Genomic DNA, 22,997 nt, shown 5'->3' on the forward strand with positions numbered 1-22,997 from the left:
GCCGTTACAACAGGCCGCCGCCGTCGATGTCGATCACGCTGCCGGTGACGAAGCCGTTCTCCATCGCCAGCAGGTAACCCGCCGCGACGTCGGCCGGCTGGCCGATGCGACCGACAGGCAGACTGCCGCCAACCCGTTCGAACAGCGCCTGACGCTGTGCGGCGCTCATGCCGTCGTAGGCTTCTGTGGCGGTGATGCCGGGGCTGACCACGTTCACCCGCCGCGGCGCCAGCTCCTTCGCCAGCTGCTTGCCGGCCGCTTCCAGCGCGGCGTTGATGGCGGTTTTGACCAGCTGGCCGCCGAGGTATTTACGCGACAGCTGGCCGGAGGTCAGGGTGATGGAGCCCTGCGGCGCCAGCGTCGGCAGCGCGGCCTGCACCGCGCGTAAACTGCCCCAGAATTTGACGTTGAAGTCGGCCTGCGCCTGTTCAAGGGCGGTCTCCGCCAGCGGTTTCGCCTGCACCAGCGGCCCGGCGGTGATCACCAGATGGTCGAAAGCACCGACGGCGGCAAACAGCGCCTGCAGCGACGCTTCATCGGACAGATCGGCCTGCATCAGGCGCAGCGCGCCGTTTTTCTCCCCGGCGTGGGGAAGGCGGCGCGAAGCCAGCACCACTTCAGCGCCGCGCGCCGCCGCCGCGTAGGCCACCGCGGCACCAATGCCGCTGGTGCCGCCCAGGATCACCAGCTTTTGTTGTTTCAGGGGGGAATCGGGAATCGTCATGTTAAGGCCTCTTTTAGGGTAAGTTTCAATGTGATCTATCTTTCCTGATTGAAAATGATGAAAAAACCCCGCCTAATAGCAAACACTTGTAAATTAATATTAATAATCGATGGCGCTAAAGGAGGGGGGGCTGATGACCTCATTTGTCGATCTCGAGGTGTTTGTCCGCACGGTGGACGGCGGCAGTTTTTCCGCTGCCGCGCGCGCGTTGGATATGACGCCGGCGGCGGCCAGCATTGCGGTGAAAAGGCTGGAGCAGCAGCTGGGCGCGCGGCTGTTGGTGCGTTCAACGCGCAGCCTGAGGCTGACGGAGGAGGGGGCGCGCTATCTCGACAGCGCGCGCCTGGCGTTGGGTGCGTTGGCCGAAGGAGAGCAGGCGATCCGCGAGAAGCATCAAGGGCTGTCCGGGGTGCTGCAGATTTCCGCGCCGTCGGATTTCGGTCGCAATCTGCTGCTCGGCTGGCTGGATGAGTTTCGGCTTCAGCACCCGCATATTCAACTGCAGCTCCTGATCAACGATCGGCAGGCCGACCTGTTTCGCGAGCCGGTGGACGTGGCGTTGCGTTTCGGATCGCTGGCCGACTCTTCGCTGGTGGCGCTGCCGATCTTGCCACAGCATCGGCGGTTGATCTGCGCCAGCCCGGATTACCTACGGCGGCACGGCGAGCCGCAAACGCCGGCCGATTTGGCCAGGCACAGCATTCTGGTGTATCAACCCAGCGGCAAACGGCAGGTGGAATGGCGGCTGTGGCGCGGTGAGGAGCTGGTCGAAGTGCCGCTGAACGGCAGCTATTTTACCGATGACGGCGAGGTGGCGCGGCGCTGGGCACTGGCCGGGCACGGCGTGGTGCGCAAGTCGGCGATCGACGTGGCGGCCGACATTCGCGCCGGGCGGCTGGTGCAACTGTTGCCGGAATGGCGCAGCGACGCGGTGCCGATCAATCTGGTCTGCCCGCATCGCTCGCAGATCTCGGAGCGCGTCAGGCAGCTGCAGCGCTTCTTACAGCAGCGCTGCCAGCGTTGGATGGACGATCACTTGGCCTGAAGGGTTTCGGTTTGCGCCGGCGTGGCGGCGGCGTCCCCGGCAGGCGCGCTTTCTTCGTGCGGGGTGGTGGAACGGGTGTAGATGTTCAGCCCGGCGAGGAACACGCCGCCCAGAGAACCGAAGGCGCACAGGGCGATGACGATGACGAACGCTTTTTTCAGCATAGGAATAATTTCGCAGGTTGCTTGGAACAGCGGGAATTATAGCCCCTTCGCCGGGTGAAACAAGAATCGTTTTTAACGGCGGCCCGCAGACCGCCCTTTGTGATCGCTACCGTTCGCTGTCGATGGCCTGCACGCGGGCCGGGCGGGCGAACAGGTATTTTCCCAGCGTCACCAGCACCACCGCCGCCACGATGATCACCAGCGCCAGCCACTCGCGCGGCGCCAGTGATTCGCCGGCAAAACCGATGCCGAGCAGCACCGCCACCACCGGGTTGACGTAGGCATAGCTGGTGGCGACCGCCGGGCGCACGTTCTTCAATAAGAACATATAGGCGCTGATCGCCAGCATCGAGCCGAAGACGATCAGATACCCCAGCGCCAGAAAGCCGCTGGCGCTCGGTATCTGAGTCAGGTGCTCGCCGCTCAGTTGGCTGGCGACCAATAACACTACGCCGGCCACCAGCATCTCCGCCGCACCGGCCATCGGCCCGGCCGGCAGCGAGATGCGCGATCCCAATACCGACCCAAAGGCCCAGCTGGCCGACGCCAGCAAGATCAGCAGCGCGCCGGTCGGGTTGCCCACCAGGTTGTTGCCGGTGTTAAGCAGCACGATGCCCACTAACCCGAGCGCGATGCCGGCCCATTCCAGTTTGGTGTTGCGCATGCCCCACAGCAGGCTGAAGCAGAGGGTGAACAGCGGTACCGTCGCCACCATCACCGCCGCGATGCCGGAGGGCACGTGTTGGTGTTCCGCCACCGTCACCAGGCCGTTGCCCACCGCCAGCAGCAGAATGCCGATGACGCCGGCGGCCAGCCACTGCTTCGGCGTCGGCAGCGCGTGACCGCGCCAGGCCAGGAAACCGAACAGCACGATGCCGGCTGTCAGAAAGCGAATGCCGGCCATCATCAGCGGCGGCCACTGCGCGACGCCGAGACGAATGACGAAATAGGTGGAACCCCAAACGATATATAACGTGAACAACGCCCCGATCAACGGCAGGACGCTACGGCTTTGTTGGCTAAGCATAGGATTGTATTTTGCAGGGATGATTATTATTAGAACGCTCAGTAAACCCGATCGGGCAACCGATAAGCAATGGCCTCCGGCATTATTTTTCCGGCTGCCGAAAGCCGTTCAATGGTTCTGCTGTTTCCACTGCAGCCAGCTGACTGCCGGCAGGTAAATCGACCAGCCGATGGCCAACAGCAGCAGCATGAACTCCGGCGGCACGCCGGGCAGCAAGGCGTCCAGCTTCCAGGACACGGCGTAAGCGAAGGGGCCGACGGCGGCGCCCAACACCGCCAGCGGCCAGGGCGCCGCTCTGACCACGTCCAGCAGCCAATACCACCAGCAGCCGAAGCCGATCCACAGCGCGATGGTCCAGAGCGGCAGGCCGTGTTGCCCGCTGTAGTGCAGCACGCCGCTGTAGCTCCACAGCCCATCCATGCCGATACCGCCCAAGGCGGTCAGGGCCGCGCCTTTGCGGCGGGCTGCGGGGGTAAAGATCAATGCCAGCGCCGCGCCGGCCAGCAGTATGCCGTTGAGCCGATCGCGAGTCAGCAGCGCCAGCAGCCAGCAGACGCCCAGTCCCAGCGTCGCCAGCCAGAATCCGGCATGCGGCTTCTTCATCGTTCAACTCCCGTGGGGTTACTCTGCCGCTGCGCGCTAAACGCGCCGACGGATTTGCCAGAGCGGGCGCGAGGCCCGCCGTTTGCCTGAATGTTCGTTAATTAAACCTTAGAAGGGAAGGTGCAGGGTGCACAAGCAGAATAATCTGTACCGGTTGAAAACCGGGGCAAAAATCGGCGTTACAGGAGAGAAATCCGGTAGGCGCAGCGGCGCGAGCCGGCCAGAATGTGCTCGGCACGTTCCACCTGGGCCTGCAGCACTTCGGTGAAGATGCTCAGTTCCGCCCGGCAGAAGCCCTGGCAGACGGTGGCGGCGGCGCAGATCGGGCAGTGGTTCTCTACCAGCAGGTAGGAACCGTCCTCTTCGCGGCCCCATTCGGCCATATAGCCTTCGCGGCAGCGGATTTCGGTCAGGCGCGCCACGCGCTCTTCCAGGTCAGCGGCGCCGATCATCGCCTGTTTGTAGTTGATGCGGTTTTCCTGCTCGCGGGTCTCGATCAGCACGTCGATCGCCTGTTCGCCCAGCTTGTCGCGCACGGTGCGCAGCAGCTGCACCGTCAGGTCCGCATGGGTATCGGGAAAGCGCGCGTTGCCGGCCGAGGTCAAATGCCACAGCTGCACCGGGCGGCCCACGCCGCGCGTTTCCGCCACCGCTTCGACCAGTCCCTCTTTCGCCAGCTTGACGAACTGCTGGCGGGCCGCCTCACCGGTGGTGCCGAGCACCTTTCCTGCATCAGAAGCTTGCTGCGGGCCGCGGGTTTTCAATAGCGTCAGCAATCGGTCACTGACCGATTGTGCGGTGCCTCCGCCATTTTCCAAGTTTATTCTTGACATATTTCTCCGCCTCGCCCTAACTTATTCCAAGATAACTCTTGTTAAATTTAACGCAATCTCATGACCAACTCAATGCCATTCCTCTGAAAACAGGACGACAACCGTGATAACCCATGACGATAGCCGCTGGAGCGACCTTTTCTCCGGCAAAAATGCGGCCAGTGCGATCGCGCTTTCGCTCGGCGTAGCGCTGCATGCCATCAATATTCTGGTCGCCACCACCATTCTGCCCTCGGTGGTGCAGGATATCGGCGGGCTGGATCTCTATGCCTGGAACACTACGCTGTTCGTGGTGGCGTCGATCCTCGGCTCCGCGTTGTCGGCCCGCTTGCTCAGCGGTTACGGCGCGCGCAGCGCCTATCTGGTGGCTTCGCTGTTCTTCCTCGCCGGGGCGGCCCTGTGTGCGCTGGCGCCGAGCATGCCGGTGATGCTGATCGGCCGCACGGTGCAGGGCTTCGGCGGCGGGCTGATCTTTGCGCTCTCTTACGCGATGATCAACCTGGTGTTCGAGCAGCGGCTGTGGCCGCGCATCATGGCGCTCATCTCGGCGATGTGGGGCATCGCCACCCTGGTGGGGCCGGCGGTGGGCGGCATTTTCGCCGAGCTGCACGCCTGGCGCTGGGCCTTCGGCATTCTGCTGCCGATCATGGTGCTGTACGCCGCGTTTACCTTTGTGATCCTGCCCAAGGGCAAGGCGCAGCAGGCGGCCGCGCCATTGCCGACCGCACAGCTGCTGTTGCTGACCGTGGCGGTGCTGGTGGTGTCCGCCGGCAGCCTGGCGCACAGCGCCTGGATCAACCTGGCGGGCATCGCGCTCTCGTTAGCGCTGATGGCCTGGCTGCTGAAACGCGAAGCGCACTCGCGCGCCCGCCTGTTGCCGCACGGCGCGCTGCGGCGCGGTTCATCGCTGGCGGCGCTCTACATCACGATCACGTTGTTGACGATCGGCATGACCAGCGAAATCTTCGTGCCGTATTTCCTGCAGCTGCTGCACGGCCAGTCGCCGCTGATCTCCGGTTATATCGCCGCCACCATGGCCGCCGGCTGGACGCTGTCCGAGATCCTCAGCTCCGGCTGGCGCGGGGCGGGCATTCGCCGGGCGATCGTCAGCGGGCCGCTGTTCGTGCTGGTGGGGCTGTTGGCGCTGGCGCTGCTGATGCCGGTGCCGTCCGGCGGCCACTGGCAGGCGCTGACGGCGCTCGTCATTGCGCTGTCGCTGGTGGGGTTCGGCATCGGCTTAGGCTGGCCGCACCTGCTGACGCGCATTTTGCAGGTGGCGCCCGAAGCGGACAAAGATATCGCCGGCGCCTCGATCACCACGGTGCAGCTGTTCGCCACCGCATTCGGCGCGGCGCTGGCCGGGATGATAGCCAACCTGGCGGGGTTGAACGATCCGGGGGGCGCGGCGGGTGCGGCGTCGGCGGCGCGTTGGCTGTTCCTGGCATTCGCGCTGGCGCCGCTGCTGGCGGTATTCAGCGCCTGGCGCTGCGCGGCGATTGCACCACCGAGCGCCAAGACGGGCAATTTTGTACAAAACCCGTCCTCGCGCGAGTGCTAGAATGCCTCTCATTCAGCGGAGGTAGGCAAGATGAAGGCGGAAGGCGCAGCACGTAAAGCATCCCGGGAACAGGCCCATTTCATGCACGTCGACGATCTCGGCGGGCTGGAAGTGCTGCAGGCCACCTACCGCCGCCAGACCTTCTCGCGCCATAGCCATGAAGGCTTTTGCGTGGGCGTCATCGACGACGGCGCCCAGCGCTTCTACCGCACCGGCGGTGAACACGTGGCGCCACTGGGCAGCATTATTCTGGTCAACGCCGACGACATCCACACCGGCAGTTCCGCCACCGAAGAGGGCTGGTCATATCAGGCGATGTATCCGACGCCGGAGCTGCTGGCCTTTTTGTCGCGCGATCTGAAAACCGGCGCCGGCGCGACGCCTTATTTCCCCAACCCGGTGGTGCATGACATCGGCCTGGCCGGTCAGCTGCGGATGGCGTTCAGCCTGCTGCGCAGCGATGAGAACCGGCTGATGAAAGAGACCATGGTGTTCTCGGCGCTGACCTGGCTGATGCTGCGGCACGGCAAAAGCCGCATCGACCCTGCGCCGCAGAGCCGGGCGCAAAGCCAGGTGGCGCGGGTGAAAGCCTTTCTCGACGATTTTCCCGAGGCGGACATTTCGCTGCTGGAGCTGGCGGAGCGCGTGGCGCTCAGCCCTTATTACCTGCTGCGACAGTTTCAGCAGGCCACCGGTCTGCCGCCGCATGCCTATCAAATTCAGGCGCGGTTGCGCAAGGCGCGCGGCATGCTGAAGGCCGGCAGCAGCGTGCTGGACAGCGCGCTGAGCTGCGGTTTTCACGATCAAAGCCATTTCCACCGCCATTTCCGCAAATCGATGGGCGTTACGCCGGGCGACTACGTCAAATCGCTGAAATAGCCGGGCAATCGGGTGCAATACCCGTGTGCACGCGCGCCGTAAGCTGGCTTCTTCAACCCAAGGAGAAGCGCATGACTGATTCAATCCCCCTCATCACACCGCCGTCCGCCCGCCTGCGTCCTGCGCTGCAGGGCGGGGCGGCGATCTTGCCGCTGTGCCTGGCGGTGGTGCCGTGGGGCGTACTGGCCGGATCGATGGCGATGCAAAGCGGCCTGACGCCGGCGCAGGGGCTGGGCATGTCGGCCATCGTGTTCGCCGGCGCGTCGCAGCTGGTGGCGATGGGCATGATCAAGGGCGGCGCCGGGCTGCTGGCGATCTTGTTATCGACCTTTTTCGTCACCGCCCAGCATTTTCTTTACGCGCTGCGGTTGCGCGAGCGCATCGCGCCGCTGCCGCTGTGCTGGCGGCTGGCGCTGGGGTTCTTGCTCACCGATGAGCTGTTCGCGCTGACCGGCGAACAGACGCCGGCGCGTTTTAACCGCTGGTATGCGCTGGGTGCCGGGCTGACCTTCTATTTGTGCTGGTTCCTCTCCACGCTGCTCGGCATTGTGGCCGCCGGCAGCGCCGGGGATCTGGACGGTTACGGGCTGGACTTTTCCATCGCCGCCACCTTTATCGCCATCGTGGTGCCGCTGGTGCGCAGCCTGCCGGTGTTGGCCTGCGTGCTGACCGCGCTGCTGCTTTCCATCGTGCTGCACCATTTTCAGACGCCGGGCGCATTGGTGATCGCCACCGTGGCGGCGATGCTGGTCGGGCTGCTGTGCAGCGGGGGGCGCGGATGATCTGGCTGACGATCGCCTTGATGGGGCTGGTGGTGTTCTTCAACCGCTACTGTTTTCTGGCTCCGGGGTTGCCGCTGCGCCTGTCGCCGCGCGTTAAGACCCTGTTGAGTTTTTCCGTACCGGCGGTGCTGACGGCGATTTGCGGGCCGATTGTCGCCTTCAGCGGCGACCAGCTGCGAGCCGCGCCGGACAATCCTTACCTGTGGGGCGCGGTGTTTGCGGTAATACTGGCATTTTTCCTGCGCAACATGCTGGCGGTGGTGTTGCTGAGCATGCTGATTTTCATCGCGCTGCGCGGCGTTTTTTAAAATCCGCTTGCCATATCTCTAATTTGAGATTATTTCTCTTATATGGGATTTTGACGCGGAGTATGAACGGTGGATAACGGTCTGGATCATGCCGACCTGAGGTTGGCGCAACGGCTGGCGGATTTGCGTCAGCAACGAGGGTGGTCGCTGGAGGTGCTGGCGCAGCGCACCGATCTTAGCCGGGCGACCCTCTCGCGGGTAGAGCGCGCAGAAACCAGCCCGACGGCGTCGTTGCTGAACCGGCTGTGCGCCGCCTACGGGCTGACCATGTCGCGCCTGCTGAGTGAAATCGAAGACGAACCGCCGGAGCTGCTGCGGCTGCAGCAACAGCCGGTGTGGGTCGATCGCGCCAGCGGTTTTCAGCGCCGCGCCGTTTCTCCTCCCGCCGCGCTGTATAAGGCCGAGTTTATCGAAGCCCGGCTCGATGCCGGCGCGCAGATCGATTACGACCTGCCGTCGATTCCGGCGCTGGAGCATCACCTCTGGCTGCTGTCCGGGCAACTGGAACTGACGCTGGAAGGGCGCGTTTTCCGGCTGTCGCCCGGCGACTGTCTGCGCTATCGCCTGTTCGGCGCCTCCCGTTTCCATGTCCCCGGCGCTGAGCCGGCCCATTACACGCTCGTTATCTGCAGGCCCTAATCATGATTGAACTGCAACAGTGGGACGCCGGCGCGGCGCAAAGCGCCATTGCCGACTTGGCCGAGATGCTGCACGCCAGCGTAGCGCACGGCGCCAGCATCGGTTTCGTCATGCCCTTTACGCTAGAACAGGCGCAGGCGTTTTGGCAGGGGCTGCTGCCGGCCCTGGCGCGGGGAGAACGCGCGATGCTGGTGGCGCTCGCGCACGGCCGGCCGGTCGGCACCGTGCAGCTGCTGCTGGCGATGCCGGACAACGGCCGCCACCGGGCGGAAGTGGTCAAGCTGATGGTGCACCCGCAGGCGCGGCGGCAGGGCGTCGCGCGGCTGCTGATGCAGGAAGTGCAGGCGCTGGCGGCGCACCATCAACGCAGCCTGTTGGTGCTGGACACCCTGAGCGGCAGCGCGGCGCAGGGGTTATACCGCCAATTGGGGTTCGAGGCGGCGGGCGACATTCCGCAATACGCCCGCGCCAGCGACGGCGGGGCGTTGGAAGCCACCTGCTATATGTACAAACTGCTGTGAGGGTTAGCGCCCGCTCCAGGCGTTGATCGCCTGCTGGCGCACCTGCAATTTTTGCTGCGGCGTCAGCTTGTTGTAGTCGCGGGCCAGGCCGCTTTCCCAATCGCCGTACATCGGGTTGGGCAGCACGATGAATTCGGTGCCGAACTTACTCTGGTTCTCGCTGACGAACGCCCGGCGCTGCGCGTTATCCTGGTGGTAAGTCGCGGCGCCGAAGTCGTTCAGGTTGTCGCCCGCGTACACCACGATGTCATAACCGGCTTGTTTGATGGCGTCGAAGCGCGCCTGCTTATTGGACGTGTCGGTGCTGAGCAGCACGGTTTTTTCCGACATGCCGGTGAAACCGAGTTTCTGCATGTTGGCCACCGTGGCGGCATATTCGCTCTGTTTGCGGTTCGAGACGTAGAACATCGTCCCCTGATGGCCGTTGACGTAGCGGGCGAACGACACCGCGCCCGGCACCGCGCGGGCCTGTTCGGCTCGCGTCCATTGGGCCCAGGTGGCGCCGTCGTACGGCCGGCCCTGCTGCGCCTGCCAGCCGGAGTAGGCGCTGTTGTCCAGCATGGTTTCATCCAGATCGACCACCACCGCCTTTTTGCGATCCGGTGCTGCTCTGGCCTGATCGAAGGCGCGCTGCGCGCTGTTGAACGCCTGATGCGCCAGCGCCTGGTATTCGCCGGACTGCTGGAACCAGTTCACCGCCAGCACCGATTGATCCGCCAGCCGCTGCTGGGCCTGCGCATCGGTGCGCGGCGGCTGCGCGCAACTGGCCAATGTCAGCAGCGCGACGCCAATCGCCGCGCCGAGGGTGAGTTTTCGTACCTGTTTTCCTGCCATCGTTATCTCTCGCTTTTTATTGTGGACTGTCCAGCAGCATATCCATCTCGAACTGACGCAGAGGATCCTGCCGCCAGCCAAGATGCGTAAAGAAGGGGGCGGCCACCTCCGGCACAAAGACGTTGGCGGTCAGCGGCAAAGGGGCGAACTGCGCCTGCAGCGCGGCCAGCAAGGTGCGGGCATGCCCCTGGCCGCGTTGCTGCGGCGGCACGTAGATCAGGCGCAGCCAGCAGTGCTCGGCGCCGGGCATCACCACGGCGTAAGCCTGACGATTGAGCGTATAGGCTTGCGGTTTGCCCGGCAGTTTGAACAGCGATTCGGGGGCGATCAGCCAGGGCAGGTCGGTGGCGCCTTCCGCCGTCAGGCGATGGCTGACGGTCAACGGATCGACCGCCTGCAGAGTCGCCGTGCCAGGCGGCACTTCCGCCGGCGCCTGGTGGCCGGTCAGGGTGCGCACGATGCGCAGCCCGGCGCCATGATACAGCGCCAGCGCGGCGTCGTTGCCTTCGATCACCTCCAGCGACAGCCGCCGATCGCCGCGCTGGCGGGCATCCGCCACCAGCCGCCGCATCAGCGCCTTGCCCAACCCCTGACCGCGCATCTCCGGGCGCACGGAAAAGGCCGCCACCCGGCTGTGCTGGCCGCGGCGGGCGATCAGCGCTACCGCCACCGGTTCATGGCGATGGGTGACGATCAGGCTGTCGTTCAGGCTGAGGTCTTCGGCGCCGAAGCGGGCGGCGAAGGTCGGCCCGTCGACAACGAAGCGCACGATGTAGTTTTCAAAACAGTGGTTGAGGATGTTGGCCAGTTCGTCGCTGCTGTAGCGCAAGGCGTTGTGGTAATCGAAGCGTCCGTCGTTATGCATGGCTGATTCTGCTCGGGGGGAAAGCTATACATGTAGACCCGTTTGTTTGGCAAGGCAAGCCGGGGGATTCGTTGGCGGGAAAATAAAAACAAAAAAGCCGGACGCAGCCGCCCGGCGAAATAAAACTCTGGGTATCAAGTGACGCTAAAGTTTGCAGTGGTGGTTATTCATTCATCACATCAGAACTGGTAGGTCAGGGCGACGGCAATCACGTTGTCGTCTTTCAGACCCAGCTTGTTATTGCTGTCGAGCTGGTTGATTTTATAATCGACATAGGTCGACATGTTCTTGTTGAAATAGTAATACGCGCCCACGTCGATATATTTCACCAGGTCGGTATCGCCGATGCCTTCAATATCTTTACCCTTCTGCTGAACGTAACCCAGCGATGGACGCAGACCGAAATCGAACTGATATTGTGCAACCAGTTCCAGGCCTTCGGCTTTATTGGCGAAGCCGCTGACGGAGGTGGAACGGTTATTGATGGTGGCGGTGCCGGAAATAGGCGCGATGTTGCGGCTTTCCGAGTAGGTCGCGGCCAGGTAGACATCGTTATTGTCGTATTTCAGACCGGCGGCCCAGATATCGGCCTTGTCGCCTTTACCGAAGGTGCCCGCTTTCTGGCTGGCGGTACGGTTGGAAGAGGCATAGGCGGCGCCCACGCTCAGACCGTCGATGATTTCATAGCTGGAGGAAAGGCCCCAGCCGTCGCCGTTCGCCTTGCTGGCGGAGCGGCCGTCGTTTTCGTTTTTGCCCTGGTACTGCACGGCGAATTTCAGACCGTCGACCAGGCCGAAGAAGTTGTTATTACGGTAGGTGGCGACGCCGTTGGTGCGGCCGTTCATGAAGTTGTCGGTTTTGACGTAAGCGTCGTCGCCGAATTCAGGCAGCATATCCGTCCAGGCGCCGACGTCGTAAATAATGCCGTAGTTGCGACCGTAGTCGAAAGACCCGAAGTCTTTATATTTCAGACCGGCGAAGCCCAGACGCGTTTTAGTGTCTTTGGTGCCGTCGGATTCAGAATGGTTGGCGGCGATCTGATATTCCCACTGGCCGTAACCGGTCAGCATGTCATTAATCTGGGTAGCACCTTTAAAGCCGATACGAACGTAGGTTTTATCACCGTCGTTGCCGGCATCATCGGAGAAATAATGCAGGGCTTTCACACGACCGTAAAAATCGAGTTTGTTGCCGTCTTTATTGTAGATTTCTGCTGCCTGTGCCGCTTGCGCAAGTAAAAGTGCCGGAATAATAACGGCCAGAAGATTACGTTTCATGGGTTACCCTGCTTTATTCGATTAAAAGACGCTTATCATCAGTTGTATTGCTGTTTTACTGTGCCGCCTGACTGTTGGCGGCGGAGAATTTTTACCGTAGTAATGTGATCTATTTATGACAAAAAATTCATTTTCATGTCGAACGATTAAAAAAGTCGCGCAAAGGGTGAATTTTTTCTTCAGCCGACGGTCAGCGGCTGGTCTACAGTTACCGATACCTTGTTTCGCTGCAGGAGGAATCATGCACGATACTTATACGTTGTTCGGTACGCAGGGCTGTGGCTCGACGATCGTGGCCGCCGCGTTGGTGTTGACCGCTTTCCCGTGGGGCTATGAGGAAGTGGATTACACGCAGGACGGCCCGGAGCGGGAGCGTCTGTTCGCCCTGAACCCGCTCGGCCAGGTGCCCACCTTAGTGTTGCCCAATGACGAAGTGATGACGGAGAGCGCGGCGATTATTCTGCTGTTGCACGATCGCGCGCCGCACGCCGAGCTGGCACCCCCTGGCGGTTCGCCGCTGTTGCCGCGTTTTCTGCGCTGGCTGTTGTTCATCAACGCGGAGATTTACCCCACCTTCACCTATGCCGACCATCCGCAGCGCTGGCAGCCGCAGGCGGCGGGGGCGGAACAGCTGAAAAACGCGGTAATGGCGTATCGCGAGCGCTTATTGCAGCAGCTGAACGCCGCCGCCGGCACAGCGGGCCCGTGGTTTCTCGGCAAAAGCTTCAGCGCGTTGGATCTGTACGTGGCGGTGATGTGCAACTGGCGGCCGGGCCGTGCGTGGTTCCGGCAACACTGCCCGCGGCTGTACGCCATCGCCGAGCGGGTGGAGCAGCGGCCGGAGCTGAACGCGCTGCTGAGTGCCCATTTCGACGGCGTTGCCCCGCTGGTATCGTAAAATCCTCCCCGCCGCCGGCGGGGAACCCTCCCGTTTTTCTGAACCGAGCCTGCCGAAAATCCCGATTTTCACTCGCTGCGGCGGCGGGTAGCGTAAGGCTATCCGCAACTGACAGGAGAGTGTGATGCCATCAAAATCCCAGGCCGGGCAACAGGCGTTCGGCGATATCGCCCCCAAGCTGGCGCAGCTCAGCGACAGCGTCTTGTTTGACGATGTTTGGCAGCGGCCGGCGCTGAGCCCGCGCGAACGCAGCCTGATCACCGTCGCCGCGCTGGTGGCGCTTAACCGCGTGGAACAGCTGCCGTTTCACCTGCAGCTGGCGCAGCGCAACGGCGTGGCGCATCAGCAGCTGGCCGAGCTCATCACCCATCTGGCGTTCTACGCCGGCTGGCCCGCGGCGGCGTCGGCCGTAGCGCGCCTGCGCGAGCTGGAACAGGAGGACAACCATGCCGTTTAGCCGCATCGCCCTGCATCAGGGCAAGTCCGCCGACTATCTGCAAGCCTTGTCCGACAGCCTGCATCAGGCGCTGGTGGAAGCCTTCGAGGTGCCGCCGGCGGACAGGTTTCAGGTTATCGATCAATACCGCCCCGGCGAACTTATCTACGATCGCGATTATCTCGGTGGGCCGCGCGACACCGACACCAAGCGACGCTTCTACGGGCGGCTGGCGGCGCTGCTGGCGGAAAACCTGCGGCTGAATCCTGAGGATGTGATGGTGGTGATCACCACCACCCAGCGGGACGAGTGGTCGTTCGGCGCCGGGCGCGCTTCGATGATCGATCCGCAGGCGTAACTCGGGCTGACGTCGCCGGCGGTCTGTGGGACAATAGCGCCATCATTTCGTTTAGATAAGAGTTGAATGGCGCTCTCCTCCGCAGTTAAAGATCAGATTGGCCAGTGGTACAAAGCCCTGCAGCAGCAAATACCGGATTTTATTTCCCGCGCGCCCCAGCGCCAGATGATCGCCGAGGTGGCGAAGACGCTGGCCGGCGACTACCCGCGCCATCTGGCGATCGAGGCGCCGACCGGCGTCGGCAAAACGCTGTCTTACCTGATCCCGGGCATCGCCGTCGGGCGGGCGGAGAGCAAGCCGCTGGTGGTGAGCACCGCCAACGTGGCGTTGCAGGACCAGATCTACAGCAAAGATTTGCCGCTGCTGAAGAAGATTATCCCCGATCTGAAATTTACCGGCGCCTTTGGCCGTGGGCGCTACGTGTGCCCGCGCAACCTGGCGGCGATGAGCACCGACGTCAGCCAACAGGGCGATCTGACGCTATTTCTCGACGACGAGCTGGCGCCGTCCAGCGGTGAAGAGCAGGCGCTGTGCCAGAAGTTGACCAAGGCGTTGGCCCGCTTCGAGTGGGACGGGCTGCGCGATCACTATCAGCAGAGCATCGACGATCCGCTGTGGGCCAAGCTGAGCACCGACAAGGCCAACTGTCTGGGGCGCAACTGCCACTACATCCGCGAATGCCCGTTCTATATCGCCCGCAAAGAGATCGAAAGCGCCGACGTGGTGGTGGCCAACCACGCCCTGGTGATGGCGGCGCTGGAGACGGAATCGGTGCTGCCAAACCCGAAAGAACTGCTGCTGGTGCTGGACGAAGGCCACCATTTGCCGGAGGTGGCGCGCGACGCGCTGGAGATCGACGGGGAAATCACCGCGCTGTCGACCAACCTGCAGCTGGACATGATCGTGCGCCAGGTCGAGCAGTGCATGACGCAGTACCGGCCGAAGAACCCGCCGGGGCTGAGCAACAGCGAGCGGCTGAAGAACCATTGCGAAGAGCTGCGCGAACTGGTGCAGATCTTCGAGCATCAGGTCAGCGCCTACCTGCCCGGCGACAGCGTGGCGGCCGAGCACCGTTTTGAAATGGGCGAGCTGCCGGCGGAGATGGTGGAGAGCTGCGCTCGGCTGTTCAAACTGACCGATGCATTGCGTGGGCTGGCGGAGTTCGTGCTTAACGATCTCACTGAGCAGACCGGCAAGCACGATATCATGCGCCTGCATCGCGCCATCCTGCAGATGAGCCGCACGCTGGGCTATCTGGAGGCGATGAGCAAGCTGTGGCGGCTGGCGGCGCTCGACAAGTCGTCGAACGCGCCGATCTCCAAATGGGTCACGCGCGAGCTGCGCGATAACGTCACCCATCTGTATCTGCACTGCGTCGGCATTCGCGTCAGCGATCAGCTGGAGAAGCTGCTGTGGCGCAAGGTGCCGCACGTGGTGGTCACCTCGGCCACGCTGCGTTCGCTGAACAGCTTCGCGCGTTTGCAGGAGATGAGCGGGCTGAGCGAGAAGGCCGGCGATCGCTTCGAAACGCTCGCTTCGCCGTTCAATCACGTCGAGCAGGGCAAGATTGTCATTCCGCAGATGCGTTATGAACCGGCGCTCGCCAACGAAGCGGAGCACCTCGAGGAGATGGCGCGATTTTTCCGCGCCGAGCAGGCGAGCGGCAAGCACAAAGGTATGCTGATCCTGTTCAGCAGCCACCGGGCGATGCAGACCTTCCTCAGCTACGTGACCGATCTGCGGCTGATGCTGCTGGTGCAGGGCGACCAGCCGCGCTACCGGCTGGTGGAAGAGCACCGCAAGCGGGTGGAGAAGGGCGTCGCCAGCGTGCTGGTGGGGCTGCAATCGTTCGCCGAAGGGCTGGATTTGAAAGGCGAGCTGCTGACCCAGGTGCATATTCACAAAATCGCGTTCCCGCCGATCGACAGCCCGGTGATCATCACCGAGGGCGAGTGGCTGAAATCGCTGAAGCGTTACCCGTTCGAGGTGCAGAGCCTGCCGAGCGCCTCGTTCAACCTGATCCAACAGGTCGGCCGTCTGATCCGCAGCAACCAATGCTACGGCGAGATCGTAATCTACGATCGCCGGCTGCTGACCAAAAATTACGGTTCGCGGCTGCTGGCGTCGCTGCCGGTATTCCCGATCGAACAGCGCGCGGTGCCGGAGGCCGACAAGGCGCATCTGGCGGCGCTGAAATCCGCCGCCGACGCGGCCAAAAAAGAGAAGAAGCGCGGCAACCCGTTCGCCCGCAAGCGTCGGCGTTAATCAGAGCAGCGGCGGCAGGCGGCGTTTAACCGGCGTGGTTTTCACGATTGAGGTGTTGCTCTGCGCATGCTCGGCCAGCCGATCGAGGGTGTGGTCGAGCTGCTCCATCGAGTGCGCCACCAGCCGCACGATAAAGCAGTCTTCGCCGGTTACCTTGTCGCATTCGACCACTTCCGGGATCGCCTGAATCAGCTGTTCGACCTTCTTCAGCATGCCCGGCAGCGGCTTGATGCGCACCAGCGACTCGAAGGCGTAGCCCACCGCCTGCAGATTGACGTTCAGGGTATAGCCCTGGATCACGCCGCTTTCCTCCAGCCGCCGCAGCCTTTCCGAAGTGCTCGGCGACGACAGCCCCACCTGCGCGCTCAGCGTCTTCAACGACGCGCGCGCGTCCTGCGCCAAAAGAGTCAGGATCTGGCGATCGATATCATCCATAACGCCTCCGTTAGGTATTTTCTTGATTATAGCTACGATAAAAAGGCAGTTAAGCATATCTGCCTTTTTTATGCCATGGAAAGCCGCCCCGCAAAGCCGCAAGCTATGTCTCTGGACCGATTTGGAGAAACGCACCATGAATGCAGAGATAAAACGCGGATCGCTGGAGATGACGGCGGCGATGTTGATTTCCGGCTCCATCGGCTGGTTTGTGCTGATGTCCGGCCAGCCGGTGGTCAACGTGGTGTTTTGGCGCTGCGCGGTAGGGGCGCTGGTGCTGCTGGCGGTGTGCGGCGTATTGGGGCAGCTGCGACGCGATGCGCTGACGCGCGCCACGCTGCTGCTGGCGATCGCCGGCGGCGTCGCGCTGGTGATCAACTGGCTGCTGCTGTTCGCCGCCTATGCCTATGCGTCTATCTCCATCGCCACCGCGGTGTACAACACCCAGCCGTTTATGCTGGTGGGGCTGGGGGCGCTGTTTCTGGGGGAACGGCTGACCGCCCGCAAGCTGTTATGGCTGGGGCTGGCGTTTGGCGGCATGATGCTGGTGGTGCTGGCGCAGCCACGGCAGGCGGGGGGACAGAGCCATTATCTGGCGGGCATTGCGCTGGCGCTCGGCGCGGCGTTTTTCTACGCCCTGATGGCGCTGGCGGCCAAGCGGCTGAAAGGCACGCCGCCGCACCTTATTGCGTTGATTCAGGTGGCGGTGGGAGCGGTGATGCTGCTGCCGTGGGTGGATTTTCATACCTCGGTAAGCGCTGGGCAGTGGGGAATGCTGGCGACGCTCGGCGTGCTGCACACCGGCCTGATGTACGTGTTGATGTACGGAGCTCTGCAGAAGCTGCCGACCAACCTGATCGGCTCGCTGTCGTTCATCTATCCGATCGCTGCCATGCTGGTGGATCGGCTGGCCTTTGGCCACCGGCTGGCGGTGTGGCAGCTGCTGGGCGCGGCGATTATCCTGCTGGCGGCGGCGGGCATGAACCTGCTGGGCGAACGGCGGCCGCGATTGACGCCGCTGCCGGCCAGCCGGCGTGGCAGCTGATGCTCAGTTCGGTTTTTTCAGCCGACGCCATAAAGTGGTGCGGCTGATCCCGAGCAATCGGGCGGCGGCGGCGTGGTCGCCGCCGCATTGCGCCAGCGCTGCTTGGGCGGAAAGGGGCGGCTCTGGCGCCTCGGGCGAGGTTGGCGCCGCCAGTTCCGGCAGCAGCCACTGCAGCGTTTCACCGCTTGGCGCGGCGCCGGTGCTCAGCATCAGCGCCAAACGTTCCATCATGTTGCGCAGCTCGCGCAGGTTGCCGGGCCAGGCGTAGTGACTGAGCGCGGCGTAACAGCCGGCCATGGCGGTGCGCAGCGGCTCGCTCAGCGGCACGTCGAGCGCCGCCAGCGACTGTTTCAGAAAGTGTTCCGCCAGCATCGCGATATCGTCGCCGCGCGTCCGCAGTGGCGGCAACTGCAGCCGCAGGGCGCTCAGGCGGTAGAACAGGTCGGCACGAAATTCGCCCAGCTGAATCGCCTGTTCCAGCCGGTTGTGAGTGGCGCTGATGACGCGAAAATCGACCGCCACCGGCTGTTGCCCGCCGACCCGGGTGACGGTTTTCTCTTCCAGCGCGCGCAGCAGCCGGGTCTGCAGATGCAGCGGCATTTCGCCGATCTCATCCAGAAACAGGGTGCCGCCGTTGGCGGTTTCCAGCAGCCCGCGTCGGCCGCCGCGCCGTGAGCCGGTAAAGGCGCCTTCCTCATAGCCGAACAGTTCTGCCTCCAGCAGCGATTCGGCGATGGCGCCGCAGTTGATGGCGACGAACGGCGGCGTTGCGCCTCTGGACGGCGCACCGCGCCGGGAAAAATATTCCCGGTGGATCGCCTGCGCCGCCAGCTCTTTGCCGGTGCCGGTTTCTCCTTCGATCAACACCGCCGCCGGCGAGCGGGCGTACAGCATGATGGTGCGCCGCGCCTGCTCCATCTGCGGGGAGTCGCCCTGCAAATCGCCCAGCCCATAGCGCGGCTGCAGGGTATTGCGCGCGGCGTAGTCGCCGCGTTTGGCGTTGCCCAGCATCAGGCGCGTCACGTCCAGCGCATCGCTGAAGGCGGCGCGCAGGGTGGCGGCGGAATAGAGAAAAATGGCGGTGAGCCCGGCTTCTTCCGCCAGATCGCTGATGAGGCCCGCGCCGACCACGGCCTGAATGCCGGCGGCTTTCAGCTCGGCGATCTGGCCGCGGGCGTCCTCTTCGGTCACGTAGCTGCGCTGCTCCAGCGGCAAATCGAAGGTTTGCTGGAACTCCATCAGCGCGGGCAGCGGCGTTTTGTAGGTGATGACGCCGATCCGATCGGCGGTTCTGCGCGCCTTGCTCAGCGCCTGCAGCAGATCGAAGCCGCCGGGTTTGACCAAAATGACCGGCACCGACAGGCGGCTTTTCAGGTAGGCACCGTTGGAGCCGGCGGCGATGATGGCGTCGCAAGGCTCGGTCGCCAGGCGAGCGCGAATATGCTGCACCGCCTCCTCAAAGCCGAGGCGGATCGGGGTGATGGTCGCCAGGTGGTCGAACTCGAGGCTGATATCTCTGAACAGGTCGAACAGACGGGTGATGGAAACGGTCCAGATCACCGGTTTGTCCGGCGTCCGGGGTGGCGTGATGTGATCGCTCATAGTCTGTTACCGAATGAAAGTGGCTGCAGTAGGTGTAGCCTTGTTTCAGTCATGTTTCAAATATGCCGCGTGAAACAGCGATTGAAACGTTAACTGAAACGTTTTTTATCGCTTGGCCTGGCCAATGGCGACGCGGATTTTATAACTCACTTATTTTTATCGTTTTTAATTTTTTCCCTCACCGAAGTGCAACCTGGCCCGCCCCTTGCTCTGTCTGTTTCATCTAGCTAATCGGAGAGAACGTCATGACGCTGCGCTCACCCGGGCTCGCCTTTCGTCAGGCCCTGAGTAACGAAAAACCCCTGCAAATTGCCGGTGCGATCAACGCCAACCATGCCCTGCTGGCCCAGCGGGCCGGATTCCAGGCCATCTACCTTTCCGGCGGCGGCGTGGCGGCCGGTTCGTTGGGGTTGCCGGACCTGGGCATTTCGACGCTGGACGATGTGCTGACCGACATTCGCCGCATCACCGACGTCTGCCCGCTGCCGCTGCTGGTGGATGTCGACAGCGGCTTCGGCGCTTCGGCGTTCAACGTCGCCCGCACGGTGCGCTCGGTGAGCAAGGCCGGGGCGGCGGCGCTGCATATTGAAGATCAGGTCGGCGCCAAACGCTGCGGCCATCGGCCCAATAAGGCCATCGTTTCCACCGAAGAGATGGTGGATCGCATCAAAGCGGCGGTGGATGCGCGCAGCGATCCGGACTTCGTGATCATGGCGCGCACCGACGCGCTGGCGGTAGAGGGGCTGGAGGCGGCCATCGAGCGTGCTCAGGCCTACGTGGCGGCCGGGGCCGACATGTTGTTCCCGGAGGCGATTACCGAACTGGGCATGTACCGCCGTTTCGCCGAAGCGACCGGGGTGCCGATCCTCGCCAACATCACCGAGTTCGGCGCGACGCCGCTGTTCACCACCGATGAGCTGCGCAGCGCGCAGGTGGATATGGCGCTGTATCCGCTGTCGGCTTTCCGGGCGATGAATCGGGCGGCGGAGCGGGTGTACCGCGCCCTGCGCGAGGAGGGCACGCAGAAAAACGTCATCGACACCATGCAGACCCGCAACGAGCTGTATGAAAGCATCAACTACTATTTGTTCGAAGAGAAACTCGACGCTCTGTTCGCGCGCCAGCGCGACGAATAAGCGCCATTCACGCAATAGCCAAATGAGGACAGTATGAGCCAAGCGATCCCTCCGCAAAGCCCGACTGGCGATAAGCCGAAAAAATCCGTGGCGTTATCCGGCGTGCCCGCCGGGAATACCGCGCTGTGCTCCGTAGGGCGCAGCGGCAACGATCTGCACTATCGCGGTTACGACATTCTCGATCTCGCGCGCCACTGCGAGTTTGAAGAGGTGGCTCACCTGCTGATCCACGGCAAGCTGCCCAACCGCGACGAACTTCATGCCTATAAACATCGCTTGAAAGCGCTGCGCGGCCTGCCGGCCAGCGTGCGCACGGTGCTGGAGGCCCTGCCGGCGGCGTCTCACCCGATGGACGTGATGCGCACCGGCGTTTCGGCCCTTGGCTGCACCCTGCCGGAAAAAGAGCAGCACGGCGCGGCCGGCGCGCGCGACATCGCCGACCGGCTGCTGGCGTCGCTGGGATCGATGCTGCTCTACTGGTATCACTACAGCCACAACGGCGAACGCATTCAGCCGGAGACCGACGATGACTCCATCGGCGGCCACTTCCTGCACCTGCTGCACGGCGAAGCGCCTTCCGCCAGCTGGGAGCAGGCGATGCACGCCTCATTGATCCTCTACGCCGAGCATGAGTTCAACGCCTCGACCTTCGCCGGCCGGGTGATCGCCGGCACCGGATCCGATATCTATTCGGCGATCGTCGGCGCCATTGGCGCGCTGCGCGGGCCGAAGCACGGCGGCGCCAACGAGGTGTCGCTGGAGATCCAGCAGCGCTATGAAACGCCGGACGAAGCGGAAAGCGACATTCGCCGTCGCATCGATAACAAAGAGGTGGTGATCGGTTTCGGGCATCCGGTGTACACCGTCTCCGATCCGCGCCATCAGGTGATCAAAGAGATCGCGCTGCGCCTGTCGCAGGAAGCGGGCGCGATGAAGCTGTATGACATCGCCGACCGGCTGGAGAGCGTGATGCGCGACACCAAAAAGATGTTCCCCAACCTCGACTGGTTCTCGGCGGTGTCTTATTACCAGCTGGGCGTGCCCACCGAAATGTTCACGCCGCTGTTTGTCATGGCGCGCGTCAGCGGCTGGTCGGCGCACATCATCGAGCAACGGCAGGACAACAAAATCATTCGTCCGTCCGCCAACTATACCGGGCCGGAAGCGCGGGCGTTCGTACCGCTGGATCAGCGCTGAGCGCCGATCGTTATCGTGTCATTTTCACTATGGAGCCTTTGGGAATCATGATGCTTGAGTCTGCCAATACCCGCCGCCCGCCGTTCGATCGCGAAATGGTCGATATCGTCGATTATGTGATGAAAGAGGCCGTCGATACCCCGGCGGCGTACCGCACCGCCCACTATTGCCTGCTCGATACCCTCGGCTGCGGGCTGGAGGCGCTGAGCTACCCGGCCTGCAAGAAACTGATGGGGCCGGTGGTGCCAGGCGCCGAGGTGCTGAACGGCAGTCGGGTGCCGGGCACCCGCTTCCAGCTGGATCCGGTGCAGGCGGCGTTCAATATCGGCGCCATGATCCGCTGGCTCGACTTCAACGACACCTGGCTGGCGGCGGAATGGGGCCACCCGTCGGATAACCTGGGCGGGATCCTGGCGATGGCCGACTGGCTCTCTCGCCAGGCGGTGGCGGCGGGCAAAGCGCCGCTGACCATGCGACAGGTACTGATCGCCATGATCAAGGCGCACGAGATCCAGGGGTGCCTGGCGTTGGAAAACGCCTTCAACCGGGTGGGGCTGGATCACGTGGTGCTGGTGAAAGTGGCATCCACCGCGGTGGTGGCGCAGATGCTCGGCCTGAGCCGCGCGGAGATCCTGAACGCGGTGTCGCTGGCGTGGGTGGACGGGCAGTCGCTGCGCACCTATCGCCACGCGCCGAACGCCGGCACCCGTAAATCCTGGGCGGCGGGGGATGCGACCTCTCGCGCGGTGCGGTTGGCGCTGATGGCCGCCACCGGCGAGATGGGTTATCCCTCGGCGCTGACGGCGCCGACCTGGGGGTTCTACGACGTTTCTTTCAACGGCAAACCCTTCCGCTTCCAGCGGCCGTACGGCGCGTACGTGATGGAGAACGTGCTGTTTAAAATTTCGTTCCCGGCGGAGTTCCATGCCCAGACCGCCGTGGAGGCGGCGATGACGCTGCATCGCCAGATGCAGGCCGCCGGCAAAACCGCCGCCGACATCGCCAGAGTGAGCATCCGCACCCACGAGGCCTGCCTGCGCATTATCGACAAGCAAGGGCCGCTGGATAATCCGGCGGATCGCGATCACTGCATTCAGTATATGGTGGCGATCCCGCTGCTGTTCGGGCGGCTGACGGCGGCCGATTACGAGGAACGGGTGGCCGAGGATCCGCGCATCGACGCGTTGCGCGGCAAGATCCACTGCCATGAAGATCCCGCCTTCACCCGCGATTATCACGATCCGGAAAAACGCTCGATCGCCAATGCGCTGACGATAGAGTTCACCGACGGCAGCCGTCTGGATGAAGTGGCGGTGGAGTACCCCATCGGCCATGCGCGGCGGCGCGAAGAGGGCATCCCGCTGCTGATCGAGAAGTTCAAAATCAACCTGGCGCGCCAGTTCCCGGCTCTGCAGCAGCAGCGCATTCTCGAGGTGTCGCTGGATCGGCAGCGGCTGGCGCAGATGCCGGTCAACGAGTACCTGGATTTGTGGGTGATCTGACGCGAGCGGCGCTGACAAGCCATGTCGGCGCCGCTATGATGAATGCTCCATTCCCGTCCGTTTT

General features: G+C 63.2%; 25 protein-coding genes. 15 read left to right on the forward strand and 10 right to left on the reverse strand.

Going from position 1 to position 22,997, the window contains the following annotated elements:
- Positions 1-4: 4 nt before the first annotated feature.
- Entirely contained in the window at positions 5-724 is a 720-nt protein-coding gene (locus AAIE04_RS02970) for an SDR family oxidoreductase (RefSeq protein WP_498576458.1), read from the reverse strand.
- 133 nt (positions 725-857) lie between these two features.
- On the opposite strand from AAIE04_RS02970, the gene AAIE04_RS02975 reads away from it, so the two are divergent.
- A complete protein-coding gene (locus tag AAIE04_RS02975; protein ID WP_019454655.1) occupies positions 858-1,769 on the forward strand; it encodes a LysR family transcriptional regulator in 912 nt (303 codons plus the stop codon).
- Here the strand turns inward: AAIE04_RS02975 and AAIE04_RS02980 are convergent.
- The 4 genes from AAIE04_RS02980 to AAIE04_RS02995 all read right to left on the reverse strand — a co-directional run bounded on the left by AAIE04_RS02980 (position 1,757) and on the right by AAIE04_RS02995 (position 4,396).
- The gene (locus AAIE04_RS02980) at positions 1,757-1,933 is read right to left on the reverse strand and encodes a YohO family small membrane protein (protein WP_016928550.1); all 177 of its coding nucleotides are present in this window, start codon (positions 1,931-1,933) and stop codon (positions 1,757-1,759) included. The two genes, AAIE04_RS02975 and AAIE04_RS02980, sit on opposite strands and share 13 nt — an antisense overlap.
- A gap of 106 nt (positions 1,934-2,039) precedes the next feature.
- On the reverse strand, positions 2,040-2,960 hold the full coding sequence (gene yedA, locus AAIE04_RS02985; protein ID WP_498576459.1) for a drug/metabolite exporter YedA: 921 nt from the start codon (positions 2,958-2,960) through the stop codon (positions 2,040-2,042).
- 108 nt (positions 2,961-3,068) lie between these two features.
- Complete coding sequence (locus tag AAIE04_RS02990; RefSeq protein ID WP_074054744.1) at positions 3,069-3,563, reverse strand: DUF2878 domain-containing protein; 495 nt, start codon at positions 3,561-3,563, stop codon at positions 3,069-3,071.
- Between the two features lie 179 nt (positions 3,564-3,742).
- The gene (locus tag AAIE04_RS02995; protein WP_025159993.1) at positions 3,743-4,396 is read right to left on the reverse strand and encodes a helix-turn-helix transcriptional regulator; all 654 of its coding nucleotides are present in this window, start codon (positions 4,394-4,396) and stop codon (positions 3,743-3,745) included.
- A 103-nt stretch (positions 4,397-4,499) separates the two neighbouring features.
- On the opposite strand from AAIE04_RS02995, the gene AAIE04_RS03000 reads away from it, so the two are divergent.
- The 6 genes from AAIE04_RS03000 to AAIE04_RS03025 all read left to right on the forward strand — a co-directional run bounded on the left by AAIE04_RS03000 (position 4,500) and on the right by AAIE04_RS03025 (position 9,083).
- Positions 4,500-5,954 carry an MFS transporter gene (locus AAIE04_RS03000; RefSeq protein ID WP_498576460.1) on the forward strand — a complete coding sequence of 485 codons (1,455 nt, stop codon included), beginning with the start codon at positions 4,500-4,502 and terminating at the stop codon, positions 5,952-5,954.
- Between the two features lie 30 nt (positions 5,955-5,984).
- Positions 5,985-6,833 (forward strand): AraC family transcriptional regulator, encoded by an 849-nt coding sequence (locus AAIE04_RS03005; RefSeq protein WP_198635603.1) that lies wholly within the window; start codon positions 5,985-5,987, stop codon positions 6,831-6,833.
- Between the two features lie 71 nt (positions 6,834-6,904).
- The gene (locus tag AAIE04_RS03010) at positions 6,905-7,615 is read left to right on the forward strand and encodes an AzlC family ABC transporter permease (protein ID WP_498576461.1); all 711 of its coding nucleotides are present in this window, start codon (positions 6,905-6,907) and stop codon (positions 7,613-7,615) included.
- Positions 7,612-7,923, forward strand: a complete 312-nt coding sequence (locus tag AAIE04_RS03015; RefSeq protein WP_019454648.1) for an AzlD domain-containing protein — start codon at positions 7,612-7,614, stop codon at positions 7,921-7,923. Before AAIE04_RS03010 ends, AAIE04_RS03015 begins: the two co-directional genes overlap by 4 nt.
- A 69-nt stretch (positions 7,924-7,992) precedes the next feature.
- Positions 7,993-8,562, forward strand: a complete 570-nt coding sequence (locus AAIE04_RS03020) for a helix-turn-helix domain-containing protein (RefSeq protein ID WP_019454647.1) — start codon at positions 7,993-7,995, stop codon at positions 8,560-8,562.
- Positions 8,563-8,564: 2 nt separating this feature from the next.
- A complete protein-coding gene (locus tag AAIE04_RS03025) occupies positions 8,565-9,083 on the forward strand; it encodes a GNAT family N-acetyltransferase (protein ID WP_019454646.1) in 519 nt (172 codons plus the stop codon).
- Positions 9,084-9,086: 3 nt separating this feature from the next.
- Here AAIE04_RS03025 and AAIE04_RS03030 read toward each other — a convergent pair whose 3' ends face one another.
- The 3 genes from AAIE04_RS03030 to ompC all read right to left on the reverse strand — a co-directional run bounded on the left by AAIE04_RS03030 (position 9,087) and on the right by ompC (position 12,059).
- On the reverse strand, positions 9,087-9,917 hold the full coding sequence (locus AAIE04_RS03030) for a 5'-nucleotidase, lipoprotein e(P4) family (RefSeq protein WP_498576462.1): 831 nt from the start codon (positions 9,915-9,917) through the stop codon (positions 9,087-9,089).
- 16 nt (positions 9,918-9,933) lie between these two features.
- Entirely contained in the window at positions 9,934-10,782 is an 849-nt protein-coding gene (locus AAIE04_RS03035; RefSeq protein WP_498576463.1) for a GNAT family N-acetyltransferase, read from the reverse strand.
- A 179-nt stretch (positions 10,783-10,961) separates the two neighbouring features.
- The gene (gene ompC / locus AAIE04_RS03040) at positions 10,962-12,059 is read right to left on the reverse strand and encodes a porin OmpC (RefSeq protein ID WP_019454643.1); all 1,098 of its coding nucleotides are present in this window, start codon (positions 12,057-12,059) and stop codon (positions 10,962-10,964) included.
- Between the two features lie 241 nt (positions 12,060-12,300).
- On the opposite strand from ompC, the gene AAIE04_RS03045 reads away from it, so the two are divergent.
- From AAIE04_RS03045 to dinG, 4 genes are all read left to right on the forward strand, one after another.
- On the forward strand, positions 12,301-12,957 hold the full coding sequence (locus AAIE04_RS03045; RefSeq protein ID WP_498576464.1) for a glutathione S-transferase family protein: 657 nt from the start codon (positions 12,301-12,303) through the stop codon (positions 12,955-12,957).
- A 124-nt stretch (positions 12,958-13,081) separates the two neighbouring features.
- Positions 13,082-13,414 (forward strand): carboxymuconolactone decarboxylase family protein, encoded by a 333-nt coding sequence (locus tag AAIE04_RS03050; RefSeq protein ID WP_019454641.1) that lies wholly within the window; start codon positions 13,082-13,084, stop codon positions 13,412-13,414.
- Positions 13,404-13,751 carry a tautomerase family protein gene (locus AAIE04_RS03055; protein ID WP_498576465.1) on the forward strand — a complete coding sequence of 116 codons (348 nt, stop codon included), beginning with the start codon at positions 13,404-13,406 and terminating at the stop codon, positions 13,749-13,751. The genes AAIE04_RS03050 and AAIE04_RS03055 overlap by 11 nt, the downstream gene beginning before the upstream one ends.
- Before the next feature lie 66 nt (positions 13,752-13,817).
- A complete protein-coding gene (gene dinG, locus AAIE04_RS03060; RefSeq protein ID WP_498576466.1) occupies positions 13,818-16,016 on the forward strand; it encodes an ATP-dependent DNA helicase DinG in 2,199 nt (732 codons plus the stop codon).
- Here the strand turns inward: dinG and AAIE04_RS03065 are convergent, their stop codons facing one another.
- The gene (locus tag AAIE04_RS03065) at positions 16,017-16,451 is read right to left on the reverse strand and encodes an Lrp/AsnC family transcriptional regulator (RefSeq protein ID WP_038880548.1); all 435 of its coding nucleotides are present in this window, start codon (positions 16,449-16,451) and stop codon (positions 16,017-16,019) included.
- Between the two features lie 136 nt (positions 16,452-16,587).
- Here AAIE04_RS03065 and AAIE04_RS03070 point away from each other — a divergent pair, with 136 nt between their 5' ends.
- Positions 16,588-17,496, forward strand: a complete 909-nt coding sequence (locus AAIE04_RS03070) for a DMT family transporter (protein ID WP_074054735.1) — start codon at positions 16,588-16,590, stop codon at positions 17,494-17,496.
- A 3-nt stretch (positions 17,497-17,499) separates the two neighbouring features.
- On the opposite strand, the gene prpR is transcribed toward AAIE04_RS03070, so the two are convergent.
- Positions 17,500-19,098 carry a propionate catabolism operon regulatory protein PrpR gene (gene prpR / locus AAIE04_RS03075; protein WP_154746777.1) on the reverse strand — a complete coding sequence of 533 codons (1,599 nt, stop codon included), beginning with the start codon at positions 19,096-19,098 and terminating at the stop codon, positions 17,500-17,502.
- Between the two features lie 245 nt (positions 19,099-19,343).
- On the opposite strand from prpR, the gene prpB reads away from it, so the two are divergent.
- Genes prpB through AAIE04_RS03090 form a run of 3 tightly spaced genes read left to right on the forward strand, consistent with a single transcriptional unit; the run spans position 19,344 to position 22,933 of the window.
- Positions 19,344-20,234, forward strand: coding sequence for a methylisocitrate lyase (prpB, locus tag AAIE04_RS03080; protein ID WP_063919012.1), 891 nt, complete (start codon positions 19,344-19,346; stop codon positions 20,232-20,234).
- Positions 20,235-20,267: 33 nt separating this feature from the next.
- Complete coding sequence (prpC, locus tag AAIE04_RS03085; RefSeq protein ID WP_498056475.1) at positions 20,268-21,431, forward strand: bifunctional 2-methylcitrate synthase/citrate synthase; 1,164 nt, start codon at positions 20,268-20,270, stop codon at positions 21,429-21,431.
- A 50-nt stretch (positions 21,432-21,481) separates the two neighbouring features.
- Positions 21,482-22,933, forward strand: a complete 1,452-nt coding sequence (locus AAIE04_RS03090) for a bifunctional 2-methylcitrate dehydratase/aconitate hydratase (protein ID WP_498576635.1) — start codon at positions 21,482-21,484, stop codon at positions 22,931-22,933.
- Positions 22,934-22,997 lie beyond the last annotated feature (64 nt).

The organism is Serratia sp. Ae19-1 (genome assembly GCF_059801225.1).